Consider the following 16,723-nt stretch of genomic DNA (forward strand, 5'->3'; position numbering starts at 1 on the left):
TCCCGCACTGCGGGACATCGGTCTCAACGAGGTCCACCCTATCCAGGCGCCGGGCACGGAGAGGGGCCCCGTCCGGCAACCGGACGGGGCCCCTCTGTGTGTGGCGGTGCAGCGATCAGTGGTGGCCGTGGCCGCTCGTGATCTCCTTGTACTCCTCGACGGTCGGCTTGGGGATCTGGCTGTCCGGGCCGTAGTACGACTTGCTGAGCTTGGCGCGCAGCTTCTCGGACGCCTTCACCTTGCGCTCGACGCCGTTCTCGTCGACCGTCGGGCCGATCTCGGCCGGCTTGTACTGCTCGTGCGCGGTGAGCGTGTACATCGCGTCCTGGCTGAGCGGCTCGTGGATCTCGATGAACTCACCGTGCGGCAGGCGCTTGATGATGCCCGACTCGCGGCCGTGCAGCACCTTGTCCTTGTCCCGGCGCTGGAGGCCGAGGCAGATGCGCTTGGTGATGATGAACGCGACGACCGGTCCGACGAAGAAGCTGATCCGGACGAACCAGGTGACCGCGTTGATCGACAGGTGGAAGTGGGTGGCCCACAGGTCGTTGCCACCGCCGACCAGACCGATCATGTACACCGTGATCCAGGCGACGCCGAACGCGGTGCGCGTCGGGGCGTTGCGCGGGCGGTCCAGGATGTGGTGCTCGCGCTTGTCGCCGGTGACCCAGGACTCGATGAACGGGTAGACCGCGATGGCCGCGAGGACCACGCCGAACAGGACCAGCGGGATGAACACGCCGAGGACCAGCGTGTGACCCCACAGGTTGATCTCCCAGCCCGGCATGTACCGGACCAGACCCTCGGCGAAGCCCATGTACCAGTCGGGCTGGGCGCCGGTGGAGACCATGTCCGGACGGTAGGGGCCGATGGCCCAGACCGGGTTGATCTGCGCGATGGCCGCGATGATCGCGATGACACCGAAGACCAGGAAGAAGAAGCCTCCGGCCTTGGCCATGTAGACCGGCAGCAGCGGCATGCCGACGACGTTCTTGTTGGTCTTCCCGGGACCCGCGAACTGCGTGTGCTTGTGGTAGAAGACCAGGATCAGGTGGCCGACGACCAGACCGAGCATGATGCCCGGCAGCAGCAGGATGTGGATCGAGTAGAACCGGGCCACGAAGTCGACACCCGGGAACTCGCCGCCGAAGAGGAAGAACGAGATGTACGTGCCGACGATCGGCATGGACAGGATCGCGCCCTCGGTGAAGCGGACACCGGTGCCGGAGAGCAGGTCGTCCGGGAGCGAGTAGCCGGTGAAACCGGTGAACATGCCCAGGACGAACAGCAGGAAGCCGAACAGCCAGTTGATCTCACGCGGCTTGCGGAACGCGCCCGTGAAGAACACGCGCATCATGTGCACGAACATGCCGGCGAGGAAGATCAGCGCCGCCCAGTGGTGGATCTGCCGGATGAGCAGACCGCCACGGACGTCGAAGGAGATGTGCAGCGTGGAGCTGAACGCCTCCGACATCAGCTGGCCCTGCAGCGGGACGTAGCTGCCGTGGTACTCCACCTCGTTCATCGACGGGTGGAAGAACAGCGTCAGGTACACACCCGTGAGGATGATGATGATGAAGCTGTAGAGGCAGACCTCACCCAGCATGAACGACCAGTGGTCGGGGAAGATCTTGCGCATGTTGGCCTTGGCCAGGGAGTAGATCCCCAGGCGGCCGTCGGCCCAGTCGGCGACGCGCTCGCCGGCCGGCGCCTTCCCGCGAGAGCGGGACTCGGTGGTCTCTGAAGTGCTCATCCGCGCTCCCAGAATGCAGGACCGACGGGCTCCGTGAAGTCGCCGAGCGCCTCGAGGTAGCCCTCGTCGTTCACACCGATGCGCAGCTGCGGCAGGGGGTGACCGGCCGGGCCGAAGATGACCTTGGCGCCGTCGGAGAGGTCGAAGGTGGACTGGTGGCAGGGGCAGAGCGCGTGGTGCGTCTGCTGCTCGTACAGGGAGATCGGGCAACCGACGTGGGTGCAGATCTTCGAGTACGCCACGATGCCCTGGTGGGACCAGTCGAGTTCCCGCTTGTCCTTGATGTCGTCCGGCTCGAGCCGGATGATCATCAGGGCCGCCTTGGCGATCTCGTTCTGGAACTCGTGGTCGTCCTCCTCCAGGCCCTCGGGCTTGGCGAAGGTCAGCGAACCGACCGCGACGTCCTCGGGACGCAGCGGCTCGTTCGTGTTCATGTTGACGAGCAGCTTGCCCTTGGACCACAGCGTGTGACGCAGCTTGGTGCCGGGCAGCGGGCCGAGGTCGCGCAGCAGCACGACGCCGGAGAGCGGGAACAGGGCCAGCGCGCCGAACATCGTGTTGCGGATCAGCTTGCGCCGGCCGAGGGCCGACTCCTTGGCGCCCTGCTTGAAGTCGGCCATGACCTTGGCCTTGACGTCGGGCTCCGCGGCGATCGGGTGCCGCTCGTCCGCCACCTCGACGTCGGACATCAGGGTGCGGGCCCAGTGGACCGCGCCCGCGCCGATGCTGAACAGCGCCAGACCGAGGGTCAGACCCAGCGCGAAGTTCAGCGCGTTGAGGTGACCGATCGGGAAGACGAAGATCGACTTGTCGTGCGGGATCGCCACGTACGAGGCGATGAAGCCGACGGTGGCCAGCATGGACACCGTGAACAGCAGGGCGACGGTGCGCTCGGACCGCTTGGCGGCCCGCTCGTCGACGTCCTGGATCCGGTGCTCGTGGGGAGGCAGCCCGGGGTCGGCGAACGGGTGCTTCTCGTCCGCCACCGCGACGTGGGCGCCCTGCTCAGCGGGCGACTTCTCTTCTGGGATGTCTTGGCTACTCATGACTTCCTGGCCTTTGCGGTCCGAGCTGCGACCCAGATGGCGACCGCGATCAGGGCACCGAGGCCGAAGATCCAGGCGAAGAGGCCCTCACTGACCGGCCCGAGGCCGCCCAGCTCCAGACCGCCAGGGTTCTCCGTCTCGTCGCTGTTGACCGCGTGCAGGTACGCGATGATGTCCTTCTTGTTCTGCTCCGACATGGTGGTGTCGGGGAAGGACGGCATGTTCTGCGGGCCCGTCTGCATGGCCTCGTAGATGTGCTTGGGCTCCACGCCCTCCAGGCTCGGGGCGTACTTGCCCTTCGTCAGGGCGCCGCCCTTGCCGGTGAAGTTGTGGCACTGGGAGCAGTTGTTGCGGAAGAGCTCACCGCCCTTGGCGATGTCCGCGCCCTCCGGGTCGTACTGGTCCTTCGTCGGGACGGAGGGACCGGCACCCAGGGAGGCGACGTACGCCGCGAGCTGGTCGATCTCGGCCTGCGAGTAGATGTTCTTCTTCCGCGGGACCTGGGCGCCCTGGGAGGTGGCGGCCGGCATGCGGCCCGTCGAGACCTGGAAGTCCACGGCGGCCGCGCCGACGCCCACCAGGCTCGGACCGTCGGAGGTGCCCTGACCATCGGTTCCGTGGCAGCTGGCGCAGCCGACGGTGTAGAGCTTCTTGCCCTCCTCGATGGTGAGGGACTGGGCGGATTCCTCGGCCTGCGCCTTGTCCGCGGGCGCGAACACGGCGTACAGCCCCCCCGTGCACGCCAGCGCGAGGAGTAGGACGACGACTGCCGCCAGCGGATGGCGTCGTCGTGCGGAGAGCTTTTTCACGGATTACCCCGGTGTCAGGATCTTCTGCGTCGATGCTTCTGGTAGGTGCGTTGCGGGAACGCGCGCGGGATCGGGCCCGGCTACTTGATCATGTAGATCGTGGCGAAGAGGCCGATCCAGACGACATCGACGAAGTGCCAGTAGTAGGACACGACGATCGCAGCGGTCGCCTGTTCGTGCGTGAACCTCCGGGCCGCGTAGGTGCGGCCGAGGACCAGCAGGAAGGCGATGAGGCCGCCTGTCACGTGCAGTCCGTGGAAGCCGGTGGTCAGGTAGAACACCGAGCCGTACGGGTCCGACGAGAGCGAGAGGCCCTCGTGCTTGACCAGCTCGGTGTACTCGTACACCTGACCGCCGATGAAGATCGCACCCATGATGAAGGTGACGATGAACCAGCCCCGGAGCTTCTTCACGTCACCGCGCTCGGCGGCGAAGACGCCGAGCTGGCAGGTGAGTGAGGAGAGCACCAGGATCGTGGTGTTCGTCGCCGAGAACGGGAAGTTCAAGGCCTCGGCCTTCTCTGCCCAGAACTCGGGTCCCGTCACCGATCGCAGGGTGAAGTACATCGCGAAGAGGGCCGCGAAGAACATCAGCTCGGAACTCAGCCAGATGATGGTTCCGACGCTGGTGAGGTTCGGCCTGTTGACCGACGGGTGCGCGTGCCCGGTTTCTACTGTCGTTGCTGTCGCCACGACCGACATTATGTCGGTCGCTTATCCCGCCCTCACTCCGGGGGGTGCCGTTCGGAGTGTCTTCCCCGTTCATACCGGTGTTGACGTGGTGTTCAAGGGAGTAGCATCCGGCCCAACGGGCCCTGTCCTTACGACGCCGACGTCACGGAGGAACCCATGCAGCCGACCGCCACGGTGCTGGTCTACAGCGACGACTCCAACACCCGCGAGCAGGTGCGGCTCGCCACCGGGCGCCGGCCCGCACCGGACGTGCCGGTGGTGGAGTTCGTGGAGTGCGCGACGCCGGCCGCCGTCATCAAGGAGCTGGACAAGGGCGGGATCGACGTCTGCGTCCTGGACGGCGAGGCCGTGCCGATGGGCGGCATGGGGCTCTGCAAGCAGATCAAGGACGAGGTGTTCCAGGCCCCGCCCGTGCTGCTCCTCATGGGACGCCCGCAGGACGCGTGGCTGGCCACCTGGAGCCGCGCCGAGGCGGCCGTGACGCTCCCTGTGGAGCCCGTGGAGTTCGCCGGGGCCCTGGCCTCCCTGCTGCGCACCAGGCGCCTCCAGAGCGCCTAGAGAGGGCTCGCGGGGCCCCTGCCGCCCGCCGTCAGACGTTCTGCGGTCTCAGCCTGGCCCGTTCGGCCGGGCTGGGGCCGTCCGGCGTACCGCCCACGAGGGCGCTGCCGACGCGCCACTTGCTCCAGCTGAGGTTCCAGTCGCCGTAGCCGTTGCCGAAGGGCGCCATCATCTCGCCGCCGGAGTTCACCACCTCGACGACGTCGCCTTCCTTGATGGTGTCGTAGAACCAGGCGGCGTTGTCGTTGCTCATGCCCGTGCAGCCGTGGCTGACGTTGGCGTAGCCCTGGGAGCCGGTCGACCAGGGGGCGGCGTGGACGTACTCACCGCTGTTGGTGAGGCGTACCGAGTGATGCACGATCAGGTCGTAGAAGTCGGACGAGCCGATGCTCGCGCTGGTCATCCGAACGGTGCCCTCCTTGGCCAGGACGACCTTGACGCCGTTGCGCGTGTCGTAGCCGGGCTTGCCCGTGGTGACCGGTATCTCGCGGATGACCTCGCCGTTGCGGTGGACGGTCATCACGTGCGACGCGGCGTCCGTGACCGCGATGACCCGGTCGCCGATGTCGAGCGTGAGGGGCTTCGATCTGCCGCCCCGCAGTCGGTCGCTGACCCGGATGCCCTCCAGGTTGCTGCGCGCCCGGACGGTGGCGCCGGCCGGCCAGTAGTCCTTGGGCCGGTAGTGGAGTTCGGTGTCGTCGACCCAGTGCCAGGCGCCGTCGACGGCGGGTATGGACTCCACCCGCAGGGCCCGCTCGACCGTGGCCCGCTGCTCCTTGGTCGTGACGGGCGCGCTCAGCTTCGCGGTGACGGGCTGGCCCACGCCGTACGTGCCGGCCCGGGGGCCGAAGGTGACCGTCAGCTGCTTCTTGCTGGCCGGCCTGCTGGTGTCGAAGGTGACGACCCGGCGGCCGGGAGCGCCGTCCTCGTCCTCCGTGCTCACCCGGACCGTGTAGCGGGCGTCGGCGGCCAGCGGGGACGTGCTGTGCCACCGGGTGCCGTCGGCGGAGAGTTCGCCCGCCACACGGCGTCCTGTGGCGTCCTGGGCGACGACGTCGGTGATACGGCCGTCGGAGTCCTCGGAGGTGATCTCCAGGGGCTTGTCCGGATCGACCTTCCGGCCGTCGCCTATGGGTCCGTTGAAGGAGATCTGCTCCGCCGCGTCGTACGGCTCGGCGGAGAGCGGGTTGCCGTCGCTGCTGCAGCCTGCGGCACTCGCGCCGAGCGCGATCAGCAGCAGCGCGCAGCCTATGACGGTGCTCTTGCGCGGTGTTTGGCTCATGGACTCACGCTAGGAAGCGGCGTCGGGAGCGGCGCGCCGAGTCATGCGTTCGGGTGACGGGGAACGGCGCGAACGGCGGGAGCCCGGACCCTCCTGACGGAGGATCCGGGCTCCCGGCACGACGAGCTCAGGTCACTGGGTGCGGTTCTCACCGCGGTAGTACTCGAAGACCCAGCCCCAGATGCCGATGAGGATCATCGGCAGCGAGAAGTACATCAGCCACCAGCCGACCGCGATCGACAGGAACGCGAGAGCGCCACCGACCGCGAGGGAGAGGGGCTGCCAGCTGTGCGGGCTGAAGAAGCCCACCTCGCCGGCGTCGTCCGCGACGTCCGCCTCCTTGTTGTCCTGCGCGCCGGCGTCCACCCGACGGGCCGTGAAGCCCAGGTAGAAGCCGATCATGATCGCAAGACCGAAGGCCAGGAAGAGGGCCGTGGTACCGGCCGGCTCCTTCGACCACACGCCATAGACGATCGCCATGGCGAGGATGAAGACGCCCAGCCACATGAACATCCTGCCCTGGATCTTCACTTGCCGGCCTCCTTGCCACCAGCCAGAGCCTTGTCACCGTGAGGCGCGTTCTCGAGCTGGTCGAGTGCGGCGATCTCAGGGTGATGCAGGTCGAACGCCGGGGATTCGGATCGGATCCGCGGCAGGGTGATGAAGTTGTGCCGCGGCGGCGGGCAGGACGTCGCCCATTCGAGCGAACGGCCGTAGCCCCACGGGTCGTCGACGCCGACCGGCTTGCCGTACTTGGCCGTCTTCCAGACGTTGTAGAAGAACGGCAGGAGCGACAGGCCGAGCACGAACGAGCTGATCGTCGAGAAGGTGTTCAGGAAGGTGAAGCCGTCGGCCGCGAGGTAGTCCGCGTAACGACGCGGCATGCCCTCGGCACCCAGCCAGTGCTGGACCAGGAAGGTGCCGTGGAAGCCGATGAACAGCGTCCAGAAGGTGATCTTGCCGAGGCGCTCGTCGAGCATCTTGCCGGTCATCTTCGGCCACCAGAAGTGGAAGCCGGAGAACATCGCGAAGACGACGGTGCCGAACACGACGTAGTGGAAGTGCGCCACCACGAAGTACGAGTCGGAGACGTGGAAGTCCATCGGCGGCGAGGCCAGGATGACACCGGTCAGACCACCGAAGGTGAAGGTGATCAGGAAGCCGACCGCCCAGAGCATCGGTGTCTCGAAGGACAACGAGCCCTTCCACATCGTTCCGATCCAGTTGAAGAACTTCACGCCGGTGGGTACGGCGATGAGGAACGTCATGAAGGAGAAGAACGGCAGGAGCACACCGCCGGTGACGTACATGTGGTGCGCCCACACGGTCACGGACAGGCCCGCGATGGCGATGGTCGCCGCGATCAGGCCCATGTAGCCGAACATCGGCTTGCGGGAGAAGACCGGGATGACCTCACTGATGATGCCGAAGAACGGCAGCGCGATGATGTACACCTCCGGATGCCCGAAGAACCAGAACAGGTGTTGCCACAGCAACGCCCCGCCGTTGGCCGAGTCGAACACGTGGGCGCCGAACTTGCGGTCCGCCTCCAGTGCGAACAGCGCCGCCGCCAGCACCGGGAAGGCCAGCAGGACCAGCACCGCGGTCAGCAGCACGTTCCACACGAAGATCGGCATGCGGAACATGGTCATGCCCGGCGCGCGCATGCAGATGATCGTGGTGATGAAGTTGACCGAACCGAGGATCGTGCCGAAGCCGGAGAAGGCCAGACCCATGATCCACATGTCGGCGCCGACACCCGGCGAGCGCACCGCGTCCGACAGCGGGCTGTAGGCGAACCAGCCGAAGTCGGCCGCGCCCTGCGGGGTCAGGAAGCCGCCCACCGCGATGAGCGAGCCGAACAGGTACAGCCAGTAGGCGAACATGTTCAGCCGCGGGAACGCCACGTCCGGCGCGCCGATCTGCAGCGGCATGATCCAGTTCGCGAAGCCCGCGAACAGCGGCGTCGCGAACATCAGCAGCATGATCGTGCCGTGCATCGTGAACGCCTGGTTGAACTGCTCGTTCGACATGATCTGCAGACCAGGTCGAGCCAGCTCGGCGCGCATGAGCAGCGCCATCACGCCACCGATCACGAAGAACACGAACGACGTGACGAGGTACAGCGTGCCGATCGTCTTGTGGTCGGTGGTGGTGAGCCACTTGACCACGACGTTGCCGGGCTGTCGGCGACGGACCGGCAGTTCGTTCTCATAGGTGCCCGCCTCGGCGGCACCCAAGGGTTCGTTGACGATGCTCACAGGTTTGTCGTCTCCCGGTTCTTCTCGTGGCTCGTCTGCGCGATGCCGGCGGGAACGTAACCGGTCTGCCCCTTCTTCGCGAGGTCCTTGAGGTGCTGCTCGTACCGCTCGGGGGAGACGACCTTCACGTTGAACAGCATCCGGGAGTGGTCGACGCCGCACAGTTCGGCGCACTTGCCCAGGAAGGTGCCCTCACGGTTGGGGGTCACCTCGAAGGCGTTGGTGTGGCCCGGAATGACGTCCTGCTTCATGAGGAACGGCACCACCCAGAAGGAGTGGATGACGTCACGCGAGGTGAGCACGAAGCGGACGGTCTTGCCCTTCGGCAGCCACAGGGTCGGACCCGGGTTGCCCGTCTGCGGGTTCCGGGTGCCGGGGGTGCCGCAGTCGTAGACGCCGCCGGCGTTCGCCGGGAAGTCGTCCTTGTACCGGTCCGGGATGGCGGCCAGTTCCTTGGACTTCTTCGCGTCGCCGGTGGAGCCCTCGACGTCGGCGACCATGTTGAAGCACCAGCTCCACTGGAAGCCGACGACGTTCACCGTGACGTCGGGCTTGTCCTTGAGCTCGAGGAGCTTCGACTCGTCGCGTGCCGTGAAGTAGAACAGCACGGAGACGATGATGAGCGGGACCACGGTGTACAGCGCCTCGATGGGCATGTTGTACCGGGTCTGCGGGGGAACCTCGACCTTCGTCCGGCTGCGCCGGTGGAAGATCGCGCTCCAGATGATCAGACCCCACACCAGCACGCCGACGGCGAGCGCAGCCGCCCAGGAACCCTGCCACAGGGAGAGGATCCGCGGAGCCTCTTCCGTGGTCGGGGTGGGCATACCAAGGCGGGGGAAGTCTTCCCAGTTGTACGAGCAACCGGTGGCTGTCGCCAGGACCAGGCCCGCGGTCATTGCCTGCAGCAGCTTCCGCCGCATCGGGCGCCGCGGCGAGCGGTCGGAGCCGTTGGGACTCACGTAGCGCCTTCCCGAGAGTCTCGCCCGCGCGGTTCGGCTGCGGCCTGGCCTTCTCGCTGGTAGGTCGCCGCCCTGCGTCGGGCAGGGGTTTGGATGTTTATGCGGACCAAACCCTAGCCGACGCCCTCCGGGGGTTCGCGGGGAGGGGTGCCTAGTGGAGCGGGGGGTTCGCTGGATTGGCGGCGGCGGGCCGTCCGGGGCCGGTCGCACGGCCTGGGCGCCCCTGGAAGGCGGGCCGCCGAACGGACGCTCTAGCGTTGCCGTGTGGGCTACTTCGACGCTGCTTCCAGTGCTCCTCTCCACCCCGTCGCCCGGCAGGCCCTGCAGGCCTCGCTGGACGAGGGGTGGGCCGACCCCGCACGGCTCCACCGGGAGGGCAGGCGGGCGCGGTTGCTGCTCGACGCCGCCCGCGAGGCGGCCGCCGAGGCGGTGGGCTGCCGGCCGGACGAGCTGTCGTTCACACCGTCCGGGACGCGGGCCGTCCACACCGGTGTCGCCGGGGTCCTGGGCGGGCGGCGGCGGGTCGGACGTCACCTGATCGTGTCGGCCGTCGAACACTCCTGTGTGCTCCATGCGGCTGACGCGCACGAAGCCGCGGGGGGTTCGGTCAGTCAGGTGGCGGTGGACCGCGGCGGGTCGGTGACCGCGGCCGGCTACCGGGAGGCGCTGCGGCCGGACACCGCACTGGCGTGTCTGCAGTCGGCCAACCACGAGGTGGGCACCGAGCAGCCGGTGGCCGAGGTGGCCGAGGTCTGCCGGGAGGCCGGGGTGCCGCTGCTGGTGGACGCGGCACAGTCGCTCGGCTGGGGGCCGGTCGAGGGCGCCTGGTCGGTGCTGACCGGCAGCGCCCACAAGTGGGGCGGCCCGCCGGGCGTCGGTCTCCTCGCCGTCCGCAAGGGGGTGCGGTTCGCCGCGCAAGGGCCGGTGGACGAGCGGGAGTCGGGGCGGGCGCCGGGCTTCGAGAACATCCCGGCGATCGTGGCGGCGGCGGCCTCCCTGCGGGCGGTGCGGGCGGAGGCGGCCCAAGAGGCGGTACGGCTGCGGGAGCTGACGGAGCGGATCCGGGCGCGGGTGCCGCGGCTGGTGCCGGACGTGGAGGTGGCCGGCGATCCGGTGCGGCGGCTGCCGGGGATCGTCACCTTCTCCTGTCTCTATGTCGACGGGGAGACATTGCTGCACGAGCTGGACCGGGCCGGGTTCTCCGTGTCGTCCGGTTCGTCCTGTACGAGCAGCACGCTGACGCCCAGCCATGTGCTGAAGGCGATGGGGGTGCTGAGCGAGGGGAACATCCGGGTGTCGCTGCCGTCCGGGGCGAGCGCCGAGGACGTGGAGCGGTTCCTGGAGGTGCTGCCGGGGGCGGTGGCGGGGGTCCGGGAGAAGCTGGACGCGCCGGCCGCGGGGCCGGTGGCCCGGGCGGACAGGGAGGACGGGGAGGACGGGGACGACGGGGACGACGTGCTGGTCGTGGACTCGCTGGGCAAGCGGTGCCCGATCCCGGTCATCGAGCTCGCCAAGGTCATCGGCCAGGTCCCGGTGGGCGGGCTGGTCCGGGTCCTGTCCGACGACGAGGCGGCCCGGCTGGACATCCCGGCGTGGTGCGAGATGCGGGGGCAGGAGTACGTGGGCGAGGAACCGGCGGAACAGGGGACGGCCTACCTGGTCCGCCGGGTCGCGTAGGGCGGGTGGGGGCTCAGCTCAGGTGGGCCCGCACCTCTTCGCTCGCGTCGTGGCCGTACGCCTTGGCGAAGCGCTCCATGAAGTGGGCGCGGCGCAGCTGGTACTCCTGCGTGCCGACGGTCTCGATGACGAGGGTCGCCAGCATGCAGCCGACCTGGGCGGCCCGCTCCAGGGAGACGCCCCAGGCCAGACCGGACAGGAAGCCGGCGCGGAAGGCGTCGCCGACACCGGTGGGGTCGGCCTTGCGCTCCTCCTCGGGGCAGCCGACCTCGATCGGGTCCTCGCCCCGCCGCTCGATGCGGACACCGCGGGAGCCGAGCGTGGTGACGCGGTGGCCGACCTTGGACAGGATCTCCTCGTCGCTCCAGCCGGTCTTCGACTCGATGAGGCCCTTCTCGTACTCGTTGGAGAAGAGGTAGGTCGCGCCGTCCAGCAGTATCCGGATCTCCTCGCCGTCCATGCGGGCGATCTGCTGGGAGAAGTCGGCGGCGAAGGGGATCTGCCGGGAGCGGCACTCCTCGGTGTGCCGGAGCATGCCCTCGGGGTCGTCGGCGCCGATCAGGACCAGGTCGAGGCCGCCCACGCGGTCGGCGACGGTCTTCAGCTCGATCAGGCGGGCCTCGCTCATCGCGCCCGTGTAGAAGGAGCCGATCTGGTTGTGGTCGGCGTCCGTGGTGCACACGAAGCGGGCGGTGTGCAGGGTCTCGGAGATACGGACCGAGCCGGTGTCGACGCCGTGCCGGTCCAGCCAGGCCCGGTACTCGTCGAAGTCGGAGCCGGCGGCGCCGACCAGGATCGGCTGGGTGCCCAGCTGGCCCATGCCGAAGGCGATGTTCGCGCCCACACCGCCGCGGCGCACGTCCAGGTTGTCGACCAGGAACGACAGCGAGACCGTGTGCAGCTGGTCCGCGACGAACTGGTCGGCGAAGCGACCCGGGAAGGTCATGAGGTGGTCGGTGGCGATGGAGCCGGTGACTGCGATGCGCACGGCGGGGAGTCTCCTGGGGGGAGGTTGGGTTGACAGTCCACGCTACCTTCCGTGACCGGCTCTCTGAAGTGGCCGAAACTACCCGATAGTAGATCTTTCTTCTCGGGCCCCGGGGTGCTTACGGTGCCGCCATGACGAAATTCGAGGTCCGCGCCCCCGTTCCGGCCGACCAGGAGGCCGGTCTGGCCTCGCTGCTCGGCGACTGCGCGCGGATGGCACCTCACTGGGCCGTCCCCGACCGGGTCCTTTCCCGTCCGGTCTCCCCCGCACGCATCCACGGGGTCTCGGTGCCGCCGGGGTCGGCGCGTCTGCTGGACGCGATGTCCGACTACGGCGACTGACCGGCCGCCGGTCCGGGCCTCCCGCACCCGGACCGGCGCCCACAGGGGAACCGTGCGCTCCCCCGCTGCGTCCCATCGGCGTCCCCCGTAAAGGGGATGCGGGATACGACCCGACAGATCCGCCTTTGACAGGGCCGGGTCAGGGTCCTTGGGACAGTGCGCAGCCGAAGGAGCGATGCGGTGAACACCGAGCGACCCGAGAACGGTGCTTCCGGCGGCCGGCCGGAGAACGCGGGGGCCTCCGGCGGTCAGCCGGGGAACTTGGGGGCGCCCGGCGCGGCGAGCGCCTCCGGCGGTCACCCTGAGAGCTCGGGGGCGCCCGGCGCCGGGAGCTCGCCCGAGGCTGAGGCTCCGAACGGCGCGATCGCCGGCGAGGAGCAGGCGCGGGACGCCGGGGGCGGAGCATCGGACGACGCACGGGGGACGGACGCCGGGGGTGAGCGGCGGGCCGCTGTGCCCGGCACCGACGGGGCGGCCGAGGCCGAGGGCCACGGGAACGCGGACGCCGCCGACGAGGGTCGGGCGCTGGACGCCGGGGCCTCGGGAGCCGGCCGGGAAACGCACGCCGAGGGCGAGCCGCCGGCCCAGGCACCCGCCGCCGACGGGGCGGCCGAGGCCGAGGGCCACGGGAACGCGGACGCCATCGGCGAAGGGCGGGCGCTGGACGCCGGGGCCTCGGGGGCCCGCCGGGAAACGCACGCCGAGGGCGAGCCGCCGGCCCAGGCACCCGCCGCCGACGGGGCGGCCGAGGCCGAGGGCCAGGGAGACGCGGAGGCCGCCGGCGAAGGGCGGGCGTCGGTCCCCGCTGCTGGGGACGCGGGTGCCGGGGCGTCGGACGGCGATCGCGGAGCGGACGCCGGGGACGCGTCGGTCGGCGCCGGGAGTCGGGGTCAGGGTCCGGGTCTGGGCCGTGGGGGTCGCGACGGGCAGGGCGGGCGGCGGCGGTCGCCCGCTGTCGTCGCGTCCGTTGCCGCCGCCGTGTTGCTCGTCGGGGGAGGCGGTGCCTATCTCGCCGCCAGTGCCTCGGGTGGGTCGGACGGCTCCGCCGCGGCCGGGGCGTCCGGGGGGTCCACTCCCCCGCCGCTGCGTCTGGACGGTGCCACCGAGGGCAACGCCTCGAACGGCATCGCGCCCGGGGAGCCCAACCCGTACGGCGTGCGGTACCGGGCGGGCGGCGATCTGCCCGACGGGCCGGGGGCGGCGCCGGTGTACCGGGCCTCGGGGCAGGTCGGCGCGGACGACGTGCAGCGGCTGGCCGAGGCGCTCGGCGTGGACGGCACCCCGGTGACGCGCGGGCAGACCTGGCACATCGGCGGGAAGGACGGCACCGGTCCCACCCTCCAGGTGGACAAGCAGGCGCCGGGCGCCTGGACGTTCCAGCGGTTCGCCGCCGGTACCGACGACTGCCGGGGCATCGCCGGCTGCACGAAGACCCCGCCGGAACGCGCCGGTGACCCGCCGGCGGAGGACGCCGCGAAGAAGGCGGCGGCGCCGGTGCTGAAGGCGGCCGGGCAGGACGAGGCGAAGCTGGACGCCGGCCAGGTCATGGGCGCCCAGCGGGTGGTGCACGCCGAGCCGGTGGTGGACGGGCTGCCCACGTACGGCTGGACCACCGGGGTCACCGTGAACGCCCAGGGCGAGGTGGTCGGCGGCAGCGGACTGCTCGCCGCCCCGGTGAAGGGCGACAGCTACCCGGTGCTGAGCGCGGAGAAGACGCTCGGTCTGATGAACAAGACCCCGGGCGGCGGCGGCCGAAGCGGCATCGGGGGGTGCGCCGACCCCGTACCGCTGAAGGAACGATCGGATGCGGCCTGCGATCCGTCGGTGACGGCGAAGCAGGACACGGTCACCGTCGAGAAGGCGGTGTTCGGGCTGGCCGCGCACGCGGTGGACGGCCGGCAGGCGCTGGTGCCGTCCTGGCTGTTCCAGGTGCGGGCGCAGGACGCGCGGGACCGCTTCACCGTGACGTATCCGGCGGTCGACCCGGCGTTCCTGGCCCCGCCGTCCGAGGAGCCGACGACCGGGCCGAGCCCGCGTCCGTCCGGCCCGAAGGACGACCCGTCCGCCTCGCCGGTCACCCGGAACGTGACGGTGGAGGGCTACACGGCCGAGGGCAGGGACCTCACGGTGACCTTCACGGGCGGGGTGTGCGCGGACTACGACGTCACGGCGAGCGAGAGCGGCGGCACGGTGACGGTCCGGGTGACGGAGACGACCCGTCCGGAGAAGGTCTGCATCCTCATCGCCAAGGTCTTCCACCGGACCGTGCGGCTGGACGCGCCGCTCGGCGACCGGAGGGTCGTGGGCACGGACGGGCAGGGCGTACCGCTGGAGAAGCCCGGCGCGCGGCTGCCCGCGACACCGCAGACGTCCGGGGCCCGTTGAGGCGTCCCCGGACACAGGAAGGCGGCGGCCCCGTCGGAGGGGGTCGCCGCCTTTCCATGGACGGGCCGGGATCGGCCGGTCCGGCTAGCTGAACGAGTCGCCGCAGGCGCAGGAGCCCGTCGCATTGGGGTTGTCGATCGTGAAGCCCTGCTTCTCGATGGTGTCGACGAAGTCGATCGACGCGCCGCCCAGGTACGGGGCGCTCATGCGGTCGGTGACGACCTTGACTCCGCCGAAGTCCTTCACGACGTCGCCGTCGAGCGAACGCTCGTCGAAGAAGAGCTGGTAGCGCAGGCCCGAGCAGCCACCCGGCTGAACGGCGACACGCAGAGCCAGGTCGTCACGGCCTTCCTGGTCCAGCAGGGCCTTGACCTTGGCCGCGGCGGCGTCGCTCAGAATGATGCCGTCGGTGGCGGTGCTGGTCTCGTCCGATACGGACATCTACATCTCTCCCGGGTTGTACGGAGACTGCTTGCCGACGAGTGCAACCGGCAAGGCCGCGGATTCATTCCGGGCCGAGCGTGCTTTTTCCGCTTCTCATGCTCGCCCTCTTCATGCTCGCACATGCCCGGCGGCGCGGACAGCGCCCTGGTGGCGGGCGACGAGCGGGCCGTTCCGGGATTCCCGTCACATCGACACGACCGCCATCGTCAAACTGACGTGAAGCGGTTATGATAGATAGCGTCAATCCGACGAGAAGTCGGAGAAGGTGTCCCGCTTGACCCGCCGGACCGGTTTTCCGGCGCCGGCGAGCCGCAGAACAGAAAGGGTGCGTGTCGTGACCACCGCCCAGACCCAGGAGCTCGACGTACAGCCGACGCCCCTCGCCCTGCTGCTCCTCGGCCGCGAGGCCGACCCGAGGAGCGAGCGCGGCGTCGAGTGTCCCGGTGACCTGCCCTCGCCGTCCGACCCCGACCTGGTCGAGCGGGCCCGCGCGGCCAAGGAGAAGCTCGGCGACAAGGTCTTCGTGCTCGGCCACCACTACCAGCGCGACGAGGTCATCCAGTTCGCGGACGTGACCGGTGACTCCTTCAAGCTGGCCCGCGACGCCGCCGCCCGCCCGGAGGCGGAGTACATCGTGTTCTGCGGTGTGCACTTCATGGCGGAGTCCGCGGACATCCTGACCTCCGACGACCAGAAGGTCGTCCTGCCCGACCTGGCCGCCGGCTGCTCGATGGCCGACATGGCGACGGCCGAGCAGGTCGCCGAGTGCTGGGACGTTCTGACCGAGGCCGGCATAGCCGAGCAGGTCGTGCCCGTCTCGTACATGAACTCCTCGGCTGACATCAAGGCGTTCACCGGCAAGCACGGCGGCACGATCTGCACGTCGTCCAACGCCGAGCGCGCCCTGGACTGGGCCTTCGAGCAGGGCGAGAAGGTCCTCTTCCTGCCCGACCAGCACCTCGGCCGCAACACCGCGGTGCGGGACATGGGCATGTCCCTGGAGGACTGTGTCGTCTACAACCCGCACAAGCCGAACGGCGGCCTGACCGCCGACGAGCTGCGCGCGGCGAAGATGATCCTGTGGCGCGGCCACTGCTCGGTGCACGGCCGCTTCAGCCTGGACTCCGTCAACGACGTGCGCGAGCGCATCCCCGGCGTGAACGTCCTGGTGCACCCCGAGTGCAAGCACGAGGTCGTGGCCGCCGCCGACTACGTCGGGTCGACGGAGTACATCATCAAGGCCCTGGAGGCCGCCCCGGCCGGCTCCAAGTGGGCCATCGGCACGGAGCTGAACCTGGTCCGCCGTCTGGCGAACCGTTTCGCGCCCGAGGGCAAGGAGATCGTCTTCCTCGACAAGACGGTCTGCTTCTGCTCGACCATGAACCGCATCGACCTCCCCCACCTGGTGTGGACGCTGGAGTCGCTGGCCGAGGGCACCCTGGTCAACCGGATCGAGGTCGACAAGGAGACCGAGGCGTTCGCGAAGCTCGCGCTGGAGCGGATGCTGGCCCTGCCGTAACCGGCG

General features: G+C 69.6%; 15 protein-coding genes. 5 read left to right on the top strand and 10 right to left on the bottom strand.

What is annotated here, in order from left to right; translation table 11 throughout:
- Positions 1-115 precede the first annotated feature (115 nt).
- The 4 genes from F8R89_RS10005 to F8R89_RS10020 all read right to left on the bottom strand — a co-directional run bounded on the left by F8R89_RS10005 (position 116) and on the right by F8R89_RS10020 (position 4,309).
- Positions 116-1,753 (bottom strand): cytochrome b, encoded by a 1,638-nt coding sequence (locus F8R89_RS10005; RefSeq protein WP_151783644.1) that lies wholly within the window; start codon positions 1,751-1,753, stop codon positions 116-118.
- The gene (locus F8R89_RS10010; protein ID WP_151783645.1) at positions 1,750-2,799 is read right to left on the bottom strand and encodes a ubiquinol-cytochrome c reductase iron-sulfur subunit; all 1,050 of its coding nucleotides are present in this window, start codon (positions 2,797-2,799) and stop codon (positions 1,750-1,752) included. The genes F8R89_RS10005 and F8R89_RS10010 overlap by 4 nt, the downstream gene beginning before the upstream one ends.
- Positions 2,796-3,608, bottom strand: coding sequence for a c-type cytochrome (locus tag F8R89_RS10015; protein ID WP_151783646.1), 813 nt, complete (start codon positions 3,606-3,608; stop codon positions 2,796-2,798). Before F8R89_RS10015 ends, F8R89_RS10010 begins: the two co-directional genes overlap by 4 nt.
- An 80-nt stretch (positions 3,609-3,688) precedes the next feature.
- The gene (locus F8R89_RS10020) at positions 3,689-4,309 is read right to left on the bottom strand and encodes a heme-copper oxidase subunit III (protein ID WP_055624516.1); all 621 of its coding nucleotides are present in this window, start codon (positions 4,307-4,309) and stop codon (positions 3,689-3,691) included.
- Positions 4,310-4,456: 147 nt separating this feature from the next.
- Between F8R89_RS10020 and F8R89_RS10025 the strand changes: the two genes are divergently transcribed.
- On the top strand, positions 4,457-4,858 hold the full coding sequence (locus F8R89_RS10025) for a hypothetical protein (RefSeq protein ID WP_151783647.1): 402 nt from the start codon (positions 4,457-4,459) through the stop codon (positions 4,856-4,858).
- A 31-nt stretch (positions 4,859-4,889) separates the two neighbouring features.
- Here F8R89_RS10025 and F8R89_RS10030 read toward each other — a convergent pair whose 3' ends face one another.
- From F8R89_RS10030 to coxB, 4 genes are all read right to left on the bottom strand, one after another.
- A complete protein-coding gene (locus F8R89_RS10030) occupies positions 4,890-6,140 on the bottom strand; it encodes a L,D-transpeptidase (RefSeq protein WP_151783648.1) in 1,251 nt (416 codons plus the stop codon).
- 132 nt (positions 6,141-6,272) lie between these two features.
- Entirely contained in the window at positions 6,273-6,671 is a 399-nt protein-coding gene (locus tag F8R89_RS10035; RefSeq protein ID WP_151783649.1) for a cytochrome c oxidase subunit 4, read from the bottom strand.
- Positions 6,668-8,401 carry a cytochrome c oxidase subunit I gene (ctaD, locus tag F8R89_RS10040; protein ID WP_151783650.1) on the bottom strand — a complete coding sequence of 578 codons (1,734 nt, stop codon included), beginning with the start codon at positions 8,399-8,401 and terminating at the stop codon, positions 6,668-6,670. Before ctaD ends, F8R89_RS10035 begins: the two co-directional genes overlap by 4 nt.
- Positions 8,398-9,363 (bottom strand): cytochrome c oxidase subunit II, encoded by a 966-nt coding sequence (coxB, locus tag F8R89_RS10045; RefSeq protein WP_151783651.1) that lies wholly within the window; start codon positions 9,361-9,363, stop codon positions 8,398-8,400. The genes ctaD and coxB overlap by 4 nt, the downstream gene beginning before the upstream one ends.
- Positions 9,364-9,627: 264 nt before the next feature.
- On the opposite strand from coxB, the gene F8R89_RS10050 reads away from it, so the two are divergent.
- Positions 9,628-11,040: a cysteine desulfurase/sulfurtransferase TusA family protein gene (locus F8R89_RS10050; RefSeq protein WP_151783652.1), complete on the top strand. Its 1,413-nt coding sequence runs from the start codon at positions 9,628-9,630 to the stop codon at positions 11,038-11,040.
- 13 nt (positions 11,041-11,053) lie between these two features.
- On the opposite strand, the gene F8R89_RS10055 is transcribed toward F8R89_RS10050, so the two are convergent.
- Positions 11,054-12,028 carry a carbohydrate kinase family protein gene (locus tag F8R89_RS10055; RefSeq protein WP_151783653.1) on the bottom strand — a complete coding sequence of 325 codons (975 nt, stop codon included), beginning with the start codon at positions 12,026-12,028 and terminating at the stop codon, positions 11,054-11,056.
- Positions 12,029-12,159: 131 nt separating this feature from the next.
- On the opposite strand from F8R89_RS10055, the gene F8R89_RS10060 reads away from it, so the two are divergent.
- Positions 12,160-12,369 (top strand): hypothetical protein, encoded by a 210-nt coding sequence (locus F8R89_RS10060; RefSeq protein ID WP_151783654.1) that lies wholly within the window; start codon positions 12,160-12,162, stop codon positions 12,367-12,369.
- A 180-nt stretch (positions 12,370-12,549) separates the two neighbouring features.
- On the top strand, positions 12,550-14,754 hold the full coding sequence (locus F8R89_RS10065; protein WP_318841294.1) for a hypothetical protein: 2,205 nt from the start codon (positions 12,550-12,552) through the stop codon (positions 14,752-14,754).
- An 84-nt stretch (positions 14,755-14,838) separates the two neighbouring features.
- Here F8R89_RS10065 and F8R89_RS10070 read toward each other — a convergent pair whose 3' ends face one another.
- Positions 14,839-15,195 carry an iron-sulfur cluster assembly accessory protein gene (locus F8R89_RS10070; RefSeq protein ID WP_030951236.1) on the bottom strand — a complete coding sequence of 119 codons (357 nt, stop codon included), beginning with the start codon at positions 15,193-15,195 and terminating at the stop codon, positions 14,839-14,841.
- A gap of 337 nt (positions 15,196-15,532) precedes the next feature.
- Between F8R89_RS10070 and nadA the strand changes: the two genes are divergently transcribed.
- Positions 15,533-16,717, top strand: a complete 1,185-nt coding sequence (gene nadA, locus F8R89_RS10080; protein ID WP_151783655.1) for a quinolinate synthase NadA — start codon at positions 15,533-15,535, stop codon at positions 16,715-16,717.
- The last annotated feature ends 6 nt before the right edge of the window (positions 16,718-16,723 follow it).

The organism is Streptomyces sp. SS1-1, assembly GCF_008973465.1.
In the GTDB taxonomy this organism is placed as follows: domain Bacteria; phylum Actinomycetota; class Actinomycetes; order Streptomycetales; family Streptomycetaceae; genus Streptomyces.

Bases quoted from the DNA above. Each gene is read 5' to 3' on its own strand.
- F8R89_RS10070 (WP_030951236.1), bottom strand. From the start codon at position 15,195: ATGTCCGTATCGGACGAGACCAGCACCGCCACCGACGGCATCATTCTG.
- F8R89_RS10010 (WP_151783645.1), bottom strand. From the start codon at position 2,799: ATGAGTAGCCAAGACATCCCAGAAGAGAAGTCGCCCGCTGAGCAGGGC.
- F8R89_RS10030 (WP_151783648.1), bottom strand. From the start codon at position 6,140: ATGAGCCAAACACCGCGCAAGAGCACCGTCATAGGCTGCGCGCTGCTG.
- F8R89_RS10005 (WP_151783644.1), bottom strand. From the start codon at position 1,753: ATGAGCACTTCAGAGACCACCGAGTCCCGCTCTCGCGGGAAGGCGCCG.
- F8R89_RS10025 (WP_151783647.1), top strand. From the start codon at position 4,457: ATGCAGCCGACCGCCACGGTGCTGGTCTACAGCGACGACTCCAACACC.
- F8R89_RS10020 (WP_055624516.1), bottom strand. From the start codon at position 4,309: ATGTCGGTCGTGGCGACAGCAACGACAGTAGAAACCGGGCACGCGCAC.
- F8R89_RS10060 (WP_151783654.1), top strand. From the start codon at position 12,160: ATGACGAAATTCGAGGTCCGCGCCCCCGTTCCGGCCGACCAGGAGGCC.